Annotated in this window: 15 protein-coding genes; 4 read left to right on the top strand and 11 right to left on the bottom strand. The window is 65.4% G+C overall.

The features are described from left to right. Nucleotides 1-807: 807 nt before the first annotated feature. From ACGK9R_RS16295 to dksA, 5 genes are all read right to left on the bottom strand, one after another. Complete coding sequence (locus tag ACGK9R_RS16295) at nt 808-2,184, bottom strand: sigma-54-dependent transcriptional regulator (protein WP_394583229.1); 1,377 nt, start codon at nt 2,182-2,184, stop codon at nt 808-810. Then, nucleotides 2,162-5,104 (bottom strand): ATP-binding protein, encoded by a 2,943-nt coding sequence (locus ACGK9R_RS16290; RefSeq protein WP_394583227.1) that lies wholly within the window; start codon nt 5,102-5,104, stop codon nt 2,162-2,164. Before ACGK9R_RS16290 ends, ACGK9R_RS16295 begins: the two co-directional genes overlap by 23 nt. Beyond that, entirely contained in the window at nt 5,094-5,270 is a 177-nt protein-coding gene (locus ACGK9R_RS16285; RefSeq protein ID WP_394583225.1) for a hypothetical protein, read from the bottom strand. The genes ACGK9R_RS16290 and ACGK9R_RS16285 overlap by 11 nt, the downstream gene beginning before the upstream one ends. A gap of 39 nt (nt 5,271-5,309) precedes the next feature. Further along, nucleotides 5,310-6,221 carry a tRNA glutamyl-Q(34) synthetase GluQRS gene (gene gluQRS, locus ACGK9R_RS16280; RefSeq protein WP_394583223.1) on the bottom strand — a complete coding sequence of 304 codons (912 nt, stop codon included), beginning with the start codon at nt 6,219-6,221 and terminating at the stop codon, nt 5,310-5,312. Between the two features lie 91 nt (nt 6,222-6,312). After that, complete coding sequence (gene dksA, locus ACGK9R_RS16275) at nt 6,313-6,750, bottom strand: RNA polymerase-binding protein DksA (RefSeq protein WP_394583221.1); 438 nt, start codon at nt 6,748-6,750, stop codon at nt 6,313-6,315. A gap of 181 nt (nt 6,751-6,931) precedes the next feature. On the opposite strand from dksA, the gene ACGK9R_RS16270 reads away from it, so the two are divergent. Continuing rightward, complete coding sequence (locus ACGK9R_RS16270) at nt 6,932-8,092, top strand: aminotransferase class I/II-fold pyridoxal phosphate-dependent enzyme (protein ID WP_394583219.1); 1,161 nt, start codon at nt 6,932-6,934, stop codon at nt 8,090-8,092. Then, nucleotides 8,089-8,820, top strand: coding sequence for a DNA/RNA nuclease SfsA (gene sfsA / locus ACGK9R_RS16265; protein ID WP_394583217.1), 732 nt, complete (start codon nt 8,089-8,091; stop codon nt 8,818-8,820). The genes ACGK9R_RS16270 and sfsA overlap by 4 nt, the downstream gene beginning before the upstream one ends. Here sfsA and metW read toward each other — a convergent pair. The 5 genes from metW to ACGK9R_RS16240 all read right to left on the bottom strand — a co-directional run bounded on the left by metW (nt 8,817) and on the right by ACGK9R_RS16240 (nt 12,889). Beyond that, nucleotides 8,817-9,410 (bottom strand): methionine biosynthesis protein MetW, encoded by a 594-nt coding sequence (metW, locus tag ACGK9R_RS16260; protein WP_394583335.1) that lies wholly within the window; start codon nt 9,408-9,410, stop codon nt 8,817-8,819. The two genes, sfsA and metW, sit on opposite strands and share 4 nt — an antisense overlap. Beyond that, entirely contained in the window at nt 9,410-10,606 is a 1,197-nt protein-coding gene (locus ACGK9R_RS16255; RefSeq protein ID WP_394583215.1) for a homoserine O-acetyltransferase, read from the bottom strand. Before ACGK9R_RS16255 ends, metW begins: the two co-directional genes overlap by 1 nt. 36 nt (nt 10,607-10,642) lie before the next feature. Continuing rightward, the gene (locus ACGK9R_RS16250) at nt 10,643-11,236 is read right to left on the bottom strand and encodes a YggT family protein (RefSeq protein WP_394583213.1); all 594 of its coding nucleotides are present in this window, start codon (nt 11,234-11,236) and stop codon (nt 10,643-10,645) included. A gap of 55 nt (nt 11,237-11,291) precedes the next feature. Next, a complete protein-coding gene (proC, locus tag ACGK9R_RS16245) occupies nt 11,292-12,116 on the bottom strand; it encodes a pyrroline-5-carboxylate reductase (protein ID WP_394583211.1) in 825 nt (274 codons plus the stop codon). A gap of 71 nt (nt 12,117-12,187) precedes the next feature. Further along, nucleotides 12,188-12,889 carry a YggS family pyridoxal phosphate-dependent enzyme gene (locus ACGK9R_RS16240; RefSeq protein ID WP_394583209.1) on the bottom strand — a complete coding sequence of 234 codons (702 nt, stop codon included), beginning with the start codon at nt 12,887-12,889 and terminating at the stop codon, nt 12,188-12,190. Nucleotides 12,890-12,921: 32 nt separating this feature from the next. Here ACGK9R_RS16240 and ACGK9R_RS16235 point away from each other — a divergent pair, with 32 nt between their 5' ends. After that, nucleotides 12,922-13,965: a type IV pilus twitching motility protein PilT gene (locus ACGK9R_RS16235; RefSeq protein ID WP_394583208.1), complete on the top strand. Its 1,044-nt coding sequence runs from the start codon at nt 12,922-12,924 to the stop codon at nt 13,963-13,965. Nucleotides 13,966-13,982: 17 nt separating this feature from the next. On the opposite strand, the gene ACGK9R_RS16230 is transcribed toward ACGK9R_RS16235, so the two are convergent. After that, the gene (locus ACGK9R_RS16230; protein ID WP_394583206.1) at nt 13,983-15,137 is read right to left on the bottom strand and encodes an anhydro-N-acetylmuramic acid kinase; all 1,155 of its coding nucleotides are present in this window, start codon (nt 15,135-15,137) and stop codon (nt 13,983-13,985) included. A 121-nt stretch (nt 15,138-15,258) separates the two neighbouring features. Here ACGK9R_RS16230 and tyrS point away from each other — a divergent pair, with 121 nt between their 5' ends. Then, entirely contained in the window at nt 15,259-16,455 is a 1,197-nt protein-coding gene (gene tyrS, locus ACGK9R_RS16225) for a tyrosine--tRNA ligase (protein ID WP_394583204.1), read from the top strand. Nucleotides 16,456-16,490: the final 35 nt, after the last annotated feature.

Here is a 16,490-nt window from a genome sequence, read left to right as displayed (position 1 = left end):
GTTTGACCAAAACGGCGTGGCAAGAGGGCGTAAAACGCCATATCGATAACCGTCGCCAGCGGCATCCGGGCCGTTGCGGGATGCGTTGGCCAGACGCGGAAAGGGGAGGCCAAGTGGGCCTCCCCTGTCAATTGGGTCATTCAGCTTCCGTGCTGCTGTTTTTCTTCATGATGGCGCATCGCCCTGAATACGCACCGCAGTCAGTAAGGAGTGAAATGGCTCCGACCGCCTCGTATTCAAAACAATAATCCAACCGCGAACTTTTCTCTCCCGGCGAATTGTTATTGGCTCCGGGGTGTACAGCTCAAGGCGCTTTTTTATTGTTCGTCGCGCTTGTCGTGTACGTCGCGTCCTTTTCGGGCATTTGCTCTGTTGTTGTTATTGGGCGCCTGATGGCGCTGGCAATGTGCGAGACTCAAGCCGTTTTGTTGTTGTTGAAAACCTTGTCTCACCCTCGTCCTGTTGTTCTTGTTATGGCGAGGTTGTCGCGGCGTGGTTTGTTCTTGTTGTCATGAGTGCTCTATCTCGTAGAGCGCCGCTGCCCGGTTTGTTTTTCTTACCCATCAATAGTGCACCCGCCGTGCCAGTTGTTAAAAAAAAACGCTATTTCATGGGTTTGTAAAATTTGCGCGTGCCAGAGCTGGGCGCGGGACGAAAAGTGTTACCCCAAAAACGGCGTTTTTTAACCCGTGCTGGGTGGGAAGGTAACAGGGCGCACATGCCGAATTTCGGATAATTCTTTTCTAAATCAGGCTATTGGACGTTAGTCTTAAGGCGTGTAGCAAAGCTTCATGGCGTGCGCCAGGGCTAGCCCTGATTCGGGCGCCTGGCGGTTTTCTTGCGCGGTATGCCCAGCCGCTGGCGCCGCTCCCAGAGGTTTTTACGGCTGATGCCCAATTTTTGTGCAAGCTCGGTTTCGCTCATCTGCTCCTGGTGCTCGAGCACGAAGTGCTGGAAATAGTCCTCGAGCGATAGATCCTCTTCGTCCTGAGCCGGCTCGGTTGCTTCCTGAGGGGAAGGCTGCAGTGGCGGGCGGTGGGTCACCGGGCCAAGGCCCAGGTCGTCGGGATGAATCAGGTGGCCCTCGGCGAGTATGACGCCCCGCTCGAGGGCGTTTTCGAGCTCGCGCACGTTGCCGGGCCAGGGGTAGTCCTGCAAATCCTGGCGCGCGGCGCGGGAGAGCTTGAGCCCGGGGCGGTCGTGGCGTTTGCACGCTTTCTCAAGCAGGATATCGGCGATCTTGAGTACATCCGCTTCGCGCTCACGCAGCGGCGGAAGCACGATCTGCATGACGTTGAGACGGTAGTAAAGGTCAAGTCGAAACTCGCCGCTTCTTGAGAGCGCGCGCAGATCGCGGTGGGTGGCGGTGATCAGGCGCACGTCGACGTGGCGCGTCTCCACCGAGCCGATCTTGCGGATCTCGCCTTCCTGCAGCACGCGCAAGAGCCTGGCCTGAGCGTCGAGCGGAAGCTCGCCGATCTCGTCGAGAAACAGCGTGCCGCCGTCGGCGGCCTCGACCAGCCCGGTGCGAGCGGCACTTGCCCCGGTGAAGGCGCCTTTCTCATGGCCGAACAGTTCGGATTCGATCAGCGTCTCGGGGATCGCCGCGCAGTTCACGCAGATCAGGGGCGCCGTAGCGCGCTTGCTCTGCTGGTGAAGCGCCCGGGCCACCAGCTCCTTGCCAGTGCCGGACTCTCCCTGGATCAGCACGCTGACGTCCGCCGGGGCGGTCTTTTTGATACGCGTGTAGACGTGCTGCATGGCGGCGCAGTCGCCGATCATCATCGCACGGGTGCCGCGCTCGTCGGTAATCGAGGGCGGGCTACCCGTGGCCATGGCGCGCTGGTGCAGAATGCCCTCGACGGTTTCCAGAAGCTCGCCGTGATCGAAGGGCTTGGCCACGTAGTCCACCGCACCGAGTTTGAGCGCGTCGATCGCCGAGCGCATGCTGGCATAGCTGGTCATGACCAGCACCGGCGCCGGGGCGGCGGCCTTGATCAGCTCGGTACCGGCGACACCGGGCAGGCGCAGATCGCTGATGATGAGATCGAACTCGGAAATCTCGAACGCCTGGGCCTGCTCGACGCTGCCTGCCTCGGTGACCTCGTGGGCGTGGCGCTCCAAAAGGCGCTTGAGCGCACTGCGAATGATCGCCTCGTCTTCAACAATCAGTATCCTGGCCATGTGCGTCTCGATCGCTGTGTGGGTAACGCGGCAGCCAGAGTGTGATGGCGGTGCCGCAGGGCGCCCCGGCGGGGGGCGAGGCGCACTCGATGCGGCCCTGGTGCTCGCTGATGATCTGGTAGGCCACGGAAAGCCCGAGCCCGGTGCCTTCGCCCGGCGCCTTGGTCGTCGTGAAGGGCTCGAACAAGTGCTGCCGCACGCCCGGCGCGATGCCGTCACCGTCGTCGGTCACCCGCCACCAGAGCTGCCCGCCCTCTTCGCCGGCCTCGATGGTAACGTGCCCGGCCTCGCCGCAGGCGTCGCGGGCATTGCCCAGCAGGTTCACCATCACCTGGGTCAAGCGCTGACGATCGCCCTGTACCACCAGCGCTGGCGGGCAGGCGTTGTCAAAAGTAACATCCTCGCCCGAGCGGGCCAGGTGGATCAAGTGCAGGGCGTCGTCGGTCACCTCAAAAGGCGAGATCGTCTCTTTTGGCGGGGCCAGCGCCTGGCGGCCGCCGTGGGCGAAGCCGACCAGCGCGTTGACGATCTTGCTCACCCGCTGGGTCAGGGTCTGGATGTGGTCGGCGGTTTCAAGCAGGGCCGGGTCGCTGGTGTCGAAGCGCAGGTTCTGCGCCAGCGACGAGATGCCGGTGATCGGGTTGCCGATCTCGTGGGCCACACCGGCGGCGAGCTGGCCGATCGAGGCCAGCCGCGCGGTGTGAACCAACTCCTCCTCGAGCCACTTCATCTCGGTGTGATCCTCGATCAGAATCACGCTGCCGCCGCGGCTGTCGAGCCCGCTCAGCGCAGCCTTGTGCAGGGTCAGAAAGTGCTCGCGCCCGTGCAGCCATACCGGCTGCTTGTAGAGCGGGGCGGTCTCGGCGCTCAGGGCGCTGGCCAGAAGCCCGGGCCAGGGCGGGGGGAGGCTGTCGCGGTGGGCGCCGATCACGCTTTCGCTACTGATGCCGGAAAGCGTACAGAGCGCCTGGTTCCAGAGCGTGAGCTCGTCGTCGTCGCCGAGCACGCAAAGCCCTACCGGCAGGTGGGCAAGCGTCTGGCGGTGGTGGCGGCGCAGCCCGTCGAGCTCGCGGGCAAGGCCGGTCAGCCGCGAGCGGTAGGCTTCCAGGCGGCTTTCGACGAAGTGGATGTCGTCGGTGGCCGAGCTGTCGTCGTGGCGGTAGGGCAGGTAACGGTCGACGATATCGCGGGCCACCGACGGGCCCATCAGCCCGGAAAGATTCGCTTGGATGCGGTCGCGCAGCCGACGAAGGGCGTAGGGGCGGCGCTCCTCCGTGCCCAGGTTGAGCGCGCCAAGCGCCCGCTCGACCTCGCGGCGGGCGGCGTCGTCGCCCAGCGCTCGGGCCAGGTGCGGGGTGAAGTCACCGGCGGTAGTCGCTTCGAGCGGCAGGCGCTTGGAGCGGATCACCGCGTCCACCGAGCACGCCTCGGCGGCGGAGAGCTCGCCTTCCGAGGTGTGGGTGAAAAGCGATAGCACGATCAGCAGCACGATGTTCACCGCCAGCGCAATCAGCGTGGTGGTGTACCAAACCGGTGCCCCTGGCGGCATCAGCTCGATGAAGGGGAGTGCGGGCAGCGGCAGCGAGAAAAGCGGCAGCCACAGCCCCCAGAGCCAGATCAGCGCGCCGCCGGCGAGCCCCGCCACCATGCCGTTGCGGTTGGCGCCGGGCCAGTAGAGCAGTGCCAGCATCCCCGGCAGGCACTGGGCGATGCCGACGAAGGCGGCCAGCCCCCACTCGGTAAGCGAATGGGCGCGTCCGATGCCTTCGGCGAACAGCCAGCCGCTGGCCACTACCGCCACGATCAGTGCGCGGCGAAGCCATAAAAGCCAGCCGTAAAGGTCGCTTCTTGCCTCCGGCGGGCGGGCGACGAGCACCACGTGGTTGAGCACCATGCCGGAAAGCGCCAGCGCCATCACGATCATGGTGCCGCTGGCCGCGGCGAGCCCTGCCAAAAAGGCGAGCGCGCCGACCCACCAGTGGTGCGAGAGCGCATAGGCGGCGTAGGCGGAAAGCGGTACGCCCTCGCCAAGCGACTGGGCCGCCCACCAGATCAGCGGCACCGGTAGCGCTATCAGCAGAAGGTAGAGCGGCAGCGACCAGCTCGCCTGCAGCAGCGTATGGCGCGACAGGTTCTCGGCGAAGGTGACCTGGAAAAGATGCGGCATCATGAAGGCGGCGGCGAAAAAGAGCAGCAGCAGGGTGCGCCACTCGGCGGGGTCGAGCTTCGACGTGGCGGCCTGGGCGGCGGCCCCGGGGCCGTCGAGCCACTGCTGTAGCGCCTCGGGGCCGCTGAACACGCCCCAGAGCGCGAAGGCGCCGAGGCCGAGCATCGCCGCGAGCTTGACCAGCGACTCCAGCGCCAGCGTGCTGAGCAGTGTGTCGTGGCGGTAGCGGTGATGATGGCGCGCGCCGCACAGGATCGCCCCCAGCGCGATCGCCGCGCAGAAGGCGAGCGCCACCAGCGCGCTGTAGCGGCTGCCGGTCAGGTGAAAGATGGCCTCGCCCAGGGTTCGCACCTGAATGCCCAGCAGTGGCAGCACCGCCATAAGGCTCAACAGCGTGACCAGCGTGCCCACCCAGCGCGAGCGAAAGCGAAACGCGAACAGATCGGCCAGCGACGACAGCTGGTAGGTGCGGGTAATGCGCTGGATCGGCACCAGCAGCACCGGCGCGAGTAGAAACGCCCCGGCCGCGCCCAGATAATACGCCAGGTAGCCAAAGCCAACGCTTGCGGCGAACTCGATGCTGCCATAAACCGCCCAGGCGCTGGCATAGAGGCCCAGCGCCAGGGTGTAGATCAAGGGGTGGCGGGTCAGGCGTACCGGGATCAGCCCGCGCTCCACCGCAAGCCCGGCGCCCAGCAGGAGCGCGAAGTAGCCCACCCCCAGCGCCAGCAGCGCGAGAAGCTCAGCGTTCATCGAGCTTCCTTTTCTGTTCAAGCCAAAGCGTCAACGCGATCAAAGCGCCCCAGATCAGAAACGGCCGGTACCAGGCGGTGCCGGGCTCGTTCCAGCCGCCCATCAGCACCGGCGAGAGCAGATAGCCGCCGAAGACCAGAAACAAAAGCAGGCGATAGACGTACATGGCATCTCTCTTCTCAAAACGCCTTTTGGGGGCGCCTTTTCAGGACGATTCCCGGGGCGCTGCGGGCAGGGGCCGCTCTTGGGCGGGGGTAATGCGCTCGACGCGCCAGTTCGCCACCGCCCAGGCGAGCTGCTCGGCCGGCGGCGCCCCTTCGAGCTCCGCCGGCGGCGCCTGGTCGAGCGTGGCGATCGCCTGAAAGAGTTGGCGGGCGATGGCGTTTGGCTCGCTTTCAAGCGCCGGCGCCAGGTTCTGTTTGGAGAGCTTCTGCCCCTCGGTCGACATCACCAGCGGCAGATGCAGGTAGCGCAGTTCCGGGTAGCCTAGCGCGGTCTGAAGCTGGCCCTGCCAGGGGGTGTTGTCGAGCAGGTCCACCCCGCGCACGACGTCGCTTATGCGCTGCTCGGCGTCGTCGACCACCACGGCGAGCTGGTAGGCCCAGAGGCCATCCTTGCGCTTCAATACCACATCGCCAAGCTCGGCGGGATCGAAGCATTGCTCGCCGAACAGCCGGTCGTGCCAGATGACCGGGCGCCGGCCCAAGTCGCTTCGAAGCCGCCAGGCGATGGGCTTACCCGGCTCGCAAAGGCCGTCGCGACACCAGCCGGGGTAGATCGCGTGCGCTTGCCACTGCTTGCGCGAGCAGCTGCAGGGGTAGGCCAGGCCCTGGTCGATCAAGCGCTCGAGCGCCGCCTGGTAGGCGTCGCCCCGCGCGCTTTGCCAAACCACAGCGCCGTCCCACTCGAGGCCGAACGCGTCGAGCTGGCGTAGAATGGTGGTGTCCGTGCCCGGCGGGCAGCGCGGCGGGTCGATGTCTTCGATACGCACGCGCCACTCGCCGCCGGCGGCGCGAGCGTCCAGAAAGCTTCCGAGCGCGGCTACCAGCGAGCCGAAGTGCAGCGGGCCGGAAGGCGTGGGCGCAAAGCGGCCCCGATAACAAGCGGTGTGGGTCATGGCGCCCATGATGGGTCAGGTAAGAGAGGGCGGCAAGTCACGAAAACGGGCACGCGAAGGTGCCCGTTCGAGAAGCGCGAGAAAGTGACGATCAGCCGCCGAGCTGCTTCTCCTTGAGCTCGGCCAGGGTCTTGCAGTCCACGCAGAGCGTGGCGGTGGGGCGCGCTTCGAGGCGGCGAATACCGATCTCGACGCCGCAGGCTTCGCAGAAGCCGTAGTCGTCCTCGTCGATCTTCTCGATGGTCTCGTTGATCTTCTTCAGCAGCTTACGCTCACGGTCGCGGGTGCGCAGCTCCAGGCTGAAGCCCTCTTCCTGAGTCGCGCGGTCGGCCGGATCGGCGTAGTTGTTGGCGTCTTCTTGAAGGTGGCGTACGGTACGATCCACCTCTTCCATGAGATCCTGCTTCCAGTCGAGAAGCAGCTGGCGAAAGTGCGCAAGCTGCTTGTCGTTCATGTACTCTTCACCCGGTGCCGGCTGATACGGAGTGAAGGATGAGGACGCTTCCGGTTTCTTTTCCGCTACTGGCATGGGAGTGCCCCTTACAAGTGTGACTGTGATCCATCGTGATCGCGCCACGATTTCACGCCAAAGGGATGCTTGTTTAGCTTAAAATGTCGCCCCATGCAAGCATAACCGGGCGCCTTCGACGATAGTCTGATTCAAGTCAGCGCTCGCCCCTCTCGAACGACCGAATACGCAAGGAGTTGCCATGGGCTTCAATCCACGCCTGGACCGGGTCGCGCCGTTTCGCGTGATGCATCTGTTGGAAAAAGCCCAGGCCCGCGAGGCCGAGGGCTTCGATGTGATCCATCTGGAAGTGGGGGAGCCTGACTTCGCCACTCCCGCACTAATCACTGCCGCCGGGCAGAAGGCGCTGGCCGACGGGCGCACCCGCTACACCCCGGCGGCGGGGCTGCCCGCGCTTCGCGAGGCGATCAGCGGTCACTACCTCGATCACTTCGGCGCCCGCGTCGACCCTTCGCGCATCATCGTCACGCCCGGCGCATCCGGCGCCCTGATGCTGGCAAGCCAACTGCTGGTAAGCCAGGGCGACCGGGTGCTGATGGCCGATCCCAACTACCCCTGCAACCGCCACTTCATGGCGCTGGCCGGTGCCGAGGTCGACGCGGTGCCGGTCGGGCGCGAAAGCGGCTGGCAGCTCGACGCGAGCTTGGTCGAGCGCCACTGGCAGCCAGCCACAAGGCTTGCCATGCTCGCCTCGCCGTCGAATCCGACCGGCCACACCCTCGACCGCGCCGGGCTTTCTGACGTGAGTGAAGCGGTGGCGGCGCGCGGCGGGGAGCTTCTGGTCGATGAGATCTACCAGGGGCTCAACTTCGACGAGCCGCCGCTGTCGGCAACGGCGATCTCTGCTGATGCCTTTGTCGTCAACAGCTTCTCGAAGTACTTCGGCATGACCGGCTGGCGCCTGGGGTGGCTGGTGGCGCCGGAGCGCGCGGTCGAGCCTTTGACCCGGCTGGCCCAGAACGTTTTTCTGGCGGCGTCCACCCCCGCCCAGCACGCCGCACTTGCCGCCTTCACTCCCGAGTGTCGCGAGGAGCTGGAGCGCCGCCGCGCCGTATTGAGAGAGCGCCGCCAGGTGCTGCTCGACGGCCTTGCCGAGCTGGGCCTGGCCCCGGATGTCGCGCCCCAGGGCGCGTTCTACGTCTGGCTCGACATCTCCCGCTACAGCCATGGCAGCCAGGCGTTCTGCGAGCGGCTGCTCGAGGAGGAGAACGTGGCGATCACGCCGGGGGTGGATTTCGCCGTGCGCGGCGGCGAGCGCTTCGTGCGGATCGCCTTCACCAACGACATCGCGCGTCTTGAAGAGGCGCTGGTGCGGCTGGCGCGCTTCGTGGCGCGCGCATGATCGCCTACGAGGGGTTGGTGCCCGGCGTGCTGCTGCGCCGCTACAAGCGCTTTTTCGCCGACGTGCGCCTGGACGACGGGCGCGAGGTGACGGCCCATTGCCCCAACACCGGCTCGATGAAGAGCGTCAACGTGCCGGGCTGCCGGGTGTGGCTCTCGCCAAGCGACAACCCCAAACGCAAGCTCGCCTGGACCTGGGAGCTGATCGAGCTGCCGGATGACGACGGCGGAATAGAGCTTGCCTCGATCCACACCGGGCGCGCCAACCGCATCGTCGAAGCCGCGCTCTTTGCCGGCCAGGTCACACCCTTGGCGAACTTCGACACGCTTCGCCGCGAGGTGAAGGTCGACGACTCGCGGCTCGATTTTCTGCTCGAGGAGACGGCGAGCGGGCAGCGCGCCTATCTCGAGGTCAAGCAGGTCACGCTGCGCGAAGACGACGGTCTGGGCTACTTTCCGGCCTCGGTCAGCACCCGCGGGCTCAAGCATCTGCAGTCGCTCGAGGCGCTTGCCCGCCAGGGCGAACGCGCAGTGCTCTTGTTCTGCGTGGCGCGCCAGGGCATCGACAGCGTCGGCCCGGCCACGCACATCGACCCGGCCTACGCCGCGGGGCTTCATGCTGCCGCGGCTCAGGGGGTCGAGGTGCTGGCCTACGCCATCGATGTGGGGTGGGAGGCGGGCGCGCCTTCATCGATTTATCTCGAGCGGCCCGTAAGCGTGCGCCTCTAGCGGCGGCGTACGCGGAACACGGCGATCTCGCCGAACAGGTTGGGCCACCAGCGCGAGGTCCAGTGGCCGCGGTGCTCGCCCACGCCCACGGCGCGGTCGACGATCACCAGCCCCTTCTCACGGCAGAGCTGTTCGAAGTCGTTGAAGGTGGAGAGGTGGATGTTGGGCGTATCGTACCAGGCGTGGGGAAGCGACTTCGATACCGGCATGTAGCCACGCAGGCCCAGATACACCCGATGGCGCCAGTAGGCGAAGTTGGGGAAGGTGATGATGCCCTCGTTGGCGACCCGGAGCATTTCGTCGAGCATCCTGTCCGGGCGGCGCAGCGCCTGCAGCGCCTGGGTCATGATCACCTGGTCGTAGCTCTGATCGCAGAAGTTGCCCAGCCCGTCGTCCAGGTCGTGCTCGATCACCGAGACGCCGCGGGCCACACAGGCGGTGATGCCGTCGGCGTCGATTTCGAGCCCGTAGCCAGTCACCGCCTTTTCGCGGCCCAGGCGTTCGAGTAGCGCGCCGTCGCCGCAGGCCAAATCCAGCACGTGGGCGCCCTCGGGCACCCAATCGACGATCAGCTCGTGGTCGGTGCGCATCATGAAAAGCCCTCCGCGCGGGGCGCACCGAGGCCGAGCTCGCGGGCGGCGCGCGTCATGAAGGCGCCGAACAGCGCTTCATAGCGCGGCTCCGGCAGCAAAAAGGCGTCGTGGCCGTGAGGGGATTCGATATTGGCGTAGCTCACCGGCTTGCCCGCGTGAATCAGCGCGTCGACCAGCTCTTTCGAGCGTGAGGGCGGAAAGCGCCAGTCGGTGGTGAAGCTCACGATCAGAAACGGGCACTGCGCCGGGGCGACCGCGCAGGCCAGATCGCCGCCGCACAGCGCCGAGGGGTCGAAGTAGTCCAGCGCCTTGGTCATCAGCAGATACGTATTGGCATCGAAGGCGGTGGAGAAAGCGTCGCCCTGGTAGCGCAGGTAGGACTCCACCTGAAACTCCACGTCGAAGCCGAAGTTGAGATCTTCGCTTCGCAAATCGCGGCCGAACTTGCTGCCCATGGCGTCTTCGGAGAGATAGGTGATATGGCCCACCATGCGCGCAAGCTTCAGCCCGCGTTTGGGCACCGTGTCGTGCTCGGCGTACCAGCCGTTGAAGAACTCCGGGTCCGAGCGAATCGCCTGGCGGGCGACCTCGTTGAAGGCGATGTTCTGCGCCGACAGCCTGGGGGTCGCGGCGATGATCACCGCATTGGCGACCCGCTCGGGGTGAGTGATCGTCCACTGCAGCACCTGCATGCCGCCGAGGCTCCCACCCACGGCGGCGGCCCAGCGCTCGATCCCTAAATGATCCGCCAGCCGCGCCTGGCTTGCCACCCAGTCGCTCACCGTTACCATGGGGAAATCCGGACCCCACTGGCGCCCGGTCTCCGAGTTGTGGCTCACCGGCCCGGTGCTGCCGTGGCAGCCGCCCAGATTGTTGAGTGAAACCACGAAGAAGCGGTCGGTGTCGATGGGCTTGCCCGGGCCGATGTAGGCATCCCACCAGCCGGGCTTGGTATCCTCCGGATGATGGTAGCCGGCGGCGTGGTGGTGACCCGAGAGCGCGTGACACACCAGCACGGCGTTGCTGCGGGCGTCGTTGAGCGTACCGTAGGTTTCATAGATCAGCTCGTACTCCGGCAGCATGCGCCCGCAGGCGAGCGGCAGCGGCGTATCGAAGCGTGCCACGTGTGGCGTTACCAGGCCCACGGAGTCTGCCGGGTAGTCGAGCCCTGGTCGCGTGGGTGAATCAGGCATCAAGGGCAATCTTCCTGCAAAAACGAGTAGAGACGTTCATAGGCCGACCAGTGCCCCCGGGGCGCCCGCCTGGCGAATCAGCGATCCGACGACCAGGCCATCGATCAGATTGATGGCGATGAACACCACGATGGGGGAGAGATCGATCATGCCCAGCGGCGGAATCACCTTGCGCACCGGCGCCATGATCGGCTCGACCAGTTGCATGACCAGAAGCGCCCCCGGGTGGCTGGCGTTGGGCGCCACCCAGCTCAGAATGATCATCACGATCAGGGCAAAGAAGTAAATCTTCAAAATGGCGTTGGCAAGCGCGGCGATCCCGGCGATCACCAGCGACACCACCGGCGGCATGCCGATACCGAAGAGCATGAAAATGGCGACGATGCTGACCACCTTGAGCACGAAGGCCGCCGCCAGCGTGGCCAGATCGAAGCGCCCGGCGACCGGGCCGAGAAAGCTCTGGAACGGCCCGACCACCGGCTGGGTGATCTTGACCACCGACTGACTCAGCGGGTTGTAGTAATCCGCCCGCGACGCCTGCAGCAGAAAACGCAGCATCAGGATGAATAGATAGATGTTGACCAGGGTGTTGACTAGCATCAACCCGGCGCTGCCCATTTGGCTGCCCATGGCTTGCGTCTCCGTTGCGTTAAATCGTGCTGAAAATTGAGGGTTCGGCGGCGGGTTACTGGCCGCGCAGTTCACGGGCCATTTCGCTGGCGCGCTCGGCGCAGGCCTGCATGGCGCCCTGAATCGTTTCGCGAAGCTTCGCCGACTCCATGTGAGCGATCGCCCGCTCGGTGGTGCCGTTTGGTGACATGACGTTGCGCTTGAGCGTGGCCGGGTCGTGCTCGCTTTGCGCCGCCATGGTCGCCGCGCCCAGCGCGGTCTGGATCGCCAGGCGCCGCGCGGTCGCCGCGGGAAGCCCCTGGGCCACGCCCGCTTCTTCCATCGCTTCGAACATCAAAAAGAAGTAGGCCGGGGCGCTGCCGGAGACCGCGGTCACCGCGTCCAGAAGCGCCTCATCCTCGACCCACTCGACGATACCGACCGCTTCGAGCAGCTCGCCGGCCAGGCGGCGCTGGGCGTCGTTCACCTGTTCGTTGGCATACAGGCCGCTGGCGCCCACGCCGACCAGCGAAGGCGTGTTGGGCATGCAGCGCACCAGTGCGGTGTTGCCGCCGAGCCAGCCGTCGATGGTCGCGGCTTCGAGCCCTGCGGCGATCGATACGATCAGCGGCGTCTTCGTCTGCACCGTGTCGGCGAGCGCCCGGCACACGCCCTGCATGATCTGCGGCTTGACCGCTAGAATCACCACGTCGGCGCTTTTCACCGCCTCGTTGTTGTCGGTATGGGTGTGAACGCCCATCGACTCACGCAGCGGGGCCAGCTCCTCTTCGCTCGGCGCGGCGGCGGTGATCCGGTCGGCGGAAAAGCCGCTATCGAGCAGCCCGCCGATGATCGCCCTGGCCATGTTGCCGGCGCCGATGAAGGTAATGTTGTTCGCCATGAAGAATCCTTTATTGAGCTATTTATTGAACGGTGTTTGCCGTTGCTCGGGCGGTATCTCGCATTGAGCGCTCACGGCGTGCGAGCGCCGAAGATCGCGCTACCCAGGCGCACGATCGTCGCGCCTTCCTGCACCGCCGCCTCCAAATCGTCACTCATGCCCATGGAGAGCGTATCCAGCGGCGCCTCGGGCAGCTCGGCTTGAAGCTCGGTCAGTAGCGCCTTGAGCGCCGCAAAGGGCTCGCGCTGGCGCTCGAATTCGGTTGCCGGCGCCGGAATCGCCATCAGCCCGCGAAGCGAAAGCTTTGGGAGCGCGGCGATCTCTCGAGCAAGCTCCAGCGCCTCGTTGGGGGCGACGCCGGCCTTGCTCGGCTCGCGGCTGATGTTCACCTGCAGGCAAACGTTGAGCGGGGCCAAATGCTCTGGACGCTGCTCGCTCAGACGCCTGGCGATCTTCAAACGCTCGAGGCTGTGCAGCCAGGCGAAGTGTTCGGCCACCGCGCGGGTCTTGTTGGACTGCAGCGGGCCGATGAAATGCCACTCGAGCCCGTCGAGATCGGCAAGCTCGCGCTGCTTGTCGAGCGCCTCCTGCAGGTAGTTCTCGCCGAAGGCGCGCTGGCCAAGCGCGTGCGCCTTTCGAACCATCGCGGCCGGTTTGGTCTTGCTCACCGCCAGCAGCCGAGCGCTGCCAGCGGGGCGGCCCGCGGCGTCAAGGGCGTGCTCTAAACGCGCCTGAACCTTACCGAGCGACTCGCTAAGCGCGATCTCTGCCATACTGAAGCACCTTAAATCGCCAGGGAAGTGGGATGGATATTACCGAACTGCTGGCATTCTCGGCAAAGCAGAATGCCTCCGACCTGCATTTGAGCGCCGGATTGCCGCCGATGATTCGCGTCGATGGCGACATCCATCGGCTCAACGTGCCCGCCATGAGCCACGACCAGGTCATGGCGCTGGTCCACGACATCATGAACGAGCGCCAGCGCAAGGAGTACGAGGAGCAGCTCGAAATCGACTTCTCCTACTCGCTCGAAGGCGTTGCCCGCTTTCGCGTCAACGCCTTTACCCAGGGGCGCGGCGCCGGGGCGGTGTTTCGTACCATCCCGAGCGAAGTGCTATCGATGAAGGCGCTCGGCCTGGGTGAGGTGTTCGAGCGGCTGGCGATGCTGCCGCGCGGGCTGGTGCTGGTGACCGGCCCTACCGGTTCGGGCAAGAGCACGACCCTGGCGGCGCTGATCGACTACATCAACGAGTACCGCTTCGAGCACATTCTCACCATCGAGGACCCGGTGGAGTTCGTCCACGAAAGCAAGAGCTGCCTGATCAACCAGCGCGAGGTGCACCGCGACACCTTGAGCTTCGCCAATGCCCTGAAAAGCGCGCTGCGCGAAGACCCGGACGTGATCATGGTCGGCGAGCTTCGCGATCTCGAAACCATTCGGCTGGCGCTGACCGCGGCGGAAACCGGGCACCTGGTGTTTGCCACGCTGCACACCACCTCGGCGGCGAAAACCATCGACCGGATTATCGACGTCTTCCCTGGCGAGGAGAAGGCGATGGTGCGCTCGATGCTCTCGGAGTCGCTTCAGGCGGTGGTGGCGCAGACGCTTTTAAAGCGCGAAGGCGGCGGACGCGTGGCGGCCCACGAAATCCTGATCGCCACCTCGGCGATACGCAACCTGATTCGCGAGGACAAGGTGGCGCAGATCTACTCGGCGATGCAGACCGGGGTGAATCTAGGCATGCAGACGCTGAACGCCTCGCTGTTGAAGCTGGTCAAGGAGGGCGCGGTCAGCTTCGAAGAGGCCCAGACCCGCGCTCAGGGCGCGCTGACCCCGCCTCGCGACTAGCTCTGGCGCGCCCGGCCTTAGCGCGCGTAGACCCCGCCGAGCACGCGGGAGCCACGCGCGCCGGTCACCGAGGGCAGGTTGCCGGGCAACTCTTGAAGCCGCCGGTGGGCGAGCCAGCCAAAGGCGCCGGCCTCGATCCAGTCTGCCGGCCAGCCGTACGCCTCGGGTGACGTCAGCGTGGCGCCGGGCAGATGGTGGTGAAGCCTCTCCATCAGGTACGTGTTGTGGGCGCCGCCGCCGCCGGTAATCAGGTCGAGCGCGCCGCCGCCGGGTAGAAGATCAATGATCGCGCGGGCCACGCTCACCGCGGTCAGCTCCGCAAGCGTTGCCTGCACGTCCGCCGGGGCTTCGCCGCCTTCGAGCCTTTCCAGCAGCCAGTCGAGGTGAAACAGCTCCCGCCCGGTGCTTCTCGGCGGCGGCTGGTGAAAGAACGGCTCGTCGAGCAGTCGATTCAGCAGCGCGGTGTCGACCCGCCCGCTTTTTGCGAAGGCGCCTCCCTTGTCGAAGCGCTCTGTCGCTCCCGTATCACAGTGGCGGGCGAACCAGGCGTCCATCAATACGTTGGCCGGGCCGGTGTCGAAGCCGACCACCGGCTGCTTTGGCGCGGCAGGTAGCCAGGTGACGTTGGCGATACCGCCCAAGTTCAACACCAGCTGCTCGACGCCGGTTCGACCAAACAGCGCCTGGTGAAAGGCCGGGGCGAGCGGGGCGGCCTGCCCGCCGGCGGCCAGGTCGCGACGGCGAAAATCCGCCACCACGGTAATGCCGCAGTGCTCGGCGAGTAGGCTCGGGTTGTCCAGCTGCAGCGTATAGGCAGCGCCGCCGGCGTGGCCTTGGGGGGCGTGCTCGATGGTCTGGCCGTGGCTGCCGATCGCGCGCACCCGGTCGGCGTCGATGCTCGCTTTCGCCAGCAGCGCCTGTACGGCCTGCGCTTGCAAGGCGCAAAACTGCGCCTCGGCGCTTGCAAGCTCGGCAAAGCGCGCCTGGTCCGCGTGGCAGAGTGTCCAGAGCAACTGGCGCAGCGTCTCGGGCATCGGCTCGGCGTGGGTTTCGAGCAGCCGGGGCGCGGCGCTGGGGCCGATAGCGACCAGGGCGGCGTCGATGCCGTCGAGACTGGTGCCGGACATCAGCCCGACGTAAAGCAGCGTATTGGGCGCCAGGGGCGAGGTCATGGGGGGCTCCGTGGGCGTATCCAGAAGGTGAAGGCTCAACCGTCGCGGGTTGGCGTGATAATATGAGCGGTCATGATCGTTTCCGCCCCGAACGGGCAAAGCTTACCAGTGGAGAGAGGCAATGAGTGAGGTGGATCAGGCGCTGGCGCTGCTGTCGCGCGGCACACACGAAATTCTGGTCGAAGACGAGCTGCGCAAAAAGCTCGAGTCCGGCCGCAAGCTGCGCATCAAGGCGGGCTTCGATCCTACCGCACCGGATCTGCACCTCGGTCACAGCGTTCTGCTCACCAAGATGCGCCAGTTCCAGGACCTGGGCCATACCGTCATCTTTCTGATCGGCGACTTCACCGGGCGCATTGGCGACCCGAGCGGCAAGAACGTGACGCGCAAGCCGCTCACCGAAGCCGACGTCAAGGCCAACGCGGAAACCTACAAGCAGCAGGTGTTCAAGATCCTCGATCCGGACAAGACCGAGGTGCGCTTCAACGCCGAGTGGTTTGGCGAAATGGGGGCGGCGAAGATGATCGAGCTGGCCGCGCAGAGCACCGTGGCGCGCATGCTCGAGCGCGATGATTTCGAGAAGCGCTACAAGGCCAACCAGTCCATCTGCATTCATGAGTTTCTCTACCCGCTGGTCCAGGGCTATGACTCCGTGGCGCTCGAGGCCGACGTGGAGCTGGGCGGCACCGATCAGAAGTTCAACCTGCTGATGGGCCGCGAAATCCAGAAGCACTTCGGCCAGGAACCTCAGGTCGTCATGACCATGCCGCTGCTCGAAGGTCTCGACGGCGTGCAGAAGATGTCGAAGTCGCTGGGCAACTACGTCGGCGTCGACGAGTCACCGGGTTCGATGTTCAACAAGCTGGTCTCGATGCCGGACAGCCTGATGTGGCGCTACTTCGAACTTCTGTCGCTGAAGTCCAACGAAGAACTCGATTCGATCAAGCAAAGCGTCGAGCAGGGCGCCAACCCGCGCGACATCAAGATGGAGCTCGCCCGCGAGCTGATCGCTCGCTACCACGGTGACGAGGCGGCGGCCAACGCGCACAAATCCGCCGGCAATCAGCTGGCCGACGGCGAGCTGCCGGAGGATCTACCGGAAGTCGAGGTCGACTTCGAAGGTGGTGAAGCGCCGATCGCAAGCGTGCTGACACGGGCCGGGCTGACCAAAAACAGCGCCCAGGCGAAGGACATGCTCAAGAACGGCAGCGTGAAAGTCGATGGCGAGGCGGTCGCCCCCAGCACCATGCTGGCTACGAACAAGGCCTACGTCATCCAGGCCGGTAAGAAGCGCTACGCTCGCGTCACCCTTAAATAACGCTTTTTGAAAAAAAGCCCTTGCGCTCCCGGCAC

Source organism: Halomonas sp. HNIBRBA4712 (genome assembly GCF_043558675.1).
Taxonomy (GTDB): domain Bacteria; phylum Pseudomonadota; class Gammaproteobacteria; order Pseudomonadales; family Halomonadaceae; genus Vreelandella.
This window is presented reverse-complemented; position numbering and strand designations above follow the sequence as displayed.

Coding starts and splice junctions, on each gene's coding strand:
- proC (WP_394583211.1), bottom strand. CDS start 12,116: ATGGCGAACAACATTACCTTCATCGGCGCCGGCAACATGGCCAGGGCG.
- dksA (WP_394583221.1), bottom strand. CDS start 6,750: ATGCCAGTAGCGGAAAAGAAACCGGAAGCGTCCTCATCCTTCACTCCG.
- tyrS (WP_394583204.1), top strand. CDS start 15,259: ATGAGTGAGGTGGATCAGGCGCTGGCGCTGCTGTCGCGCGGCACACAC.
- gluQRS (WP_394583223.1), bottom strand. CDS start 6,221: ATGACCCACACCGCTTGTTATCGGGGCCGCTTTGCGCCCACGCCTTCC.
- ACGK9R_RS16235 (WP_394583208.1), top strand. CDS start 12,922: ATGGATATTACCGAACTGCTGGCATTCTCGGCAAAGCAGAATGCCTCC.
- ACGK9R_RS16250 (WP_394583213.1), bottom strand. CDS start 11,236: ATGGGCAGCCAAATGGGCAGCGCCGGGTTGATGCTAGTCAACACCCTG.
- ACGK9R_RS16255 (WP_394583215.1), bottom strand. CDS start 10,606: ATGCCTGATTCACCCACGCGACCAGGGCTCGACTACCCGGCAGACTCC.
- ACGK9R_RS16270 (WP_394583219.1), top strand. CDS start 6,932: ATGGGCTTCAATCCACGCCTGGACCGGGTCGCGCCGTTTCGCGTGATG.
- ACGK9R_RS16230 (WP_394583206.1), bottom strand. CDS start 15,137: ATGACCTCGCCCCTGGCGCCCAATACGCTGCTTTACGTCGGGCTGATG.
- ACGK9R_RS16240 (WP_394583209.1), bottom strand. CDS start 12,889: ATGGCAGAGATCGCGCTTAGCGAGTCGCTCGGTAAGGTTCAGGCGCGT.
- metW (WP_394583335.1), bottom strand. CDS start 9,410: ATGCGCACCGACCACGAGCTGATCGTCGATTGGGTGCCCGAGGGCGCC.
- ACGK9R_RS16285 (WP_394583225.1), bottom strand. CDS start 5,270: ATGTACGTCTATCGCCTGCTTTTGTTTCTGGTCTTCGGCGGCTATCTG.
- ACGK9R_RS16295 (WP_394583229.1), bottom strand. CDS start 2,184: ATGGCCAGGATACTGATTGTTGAAGACGAGGCGATCATTCGCAGTGCG.
- sfsA (WP_394583217.1), top strand. CDS start 8,089: ATGATCGCCTACGAGGGGTTGGTGCCCGGCGTGCTGCTGCGCCGCTAC.
- ACGK9R_RS16290 (WP_394583227.1), bottom strand. CDS start 5,104: ATGAACGCTGAGCTTCTCGCGCTGCTGGCGCTGGGGGTGGGCTACTTC.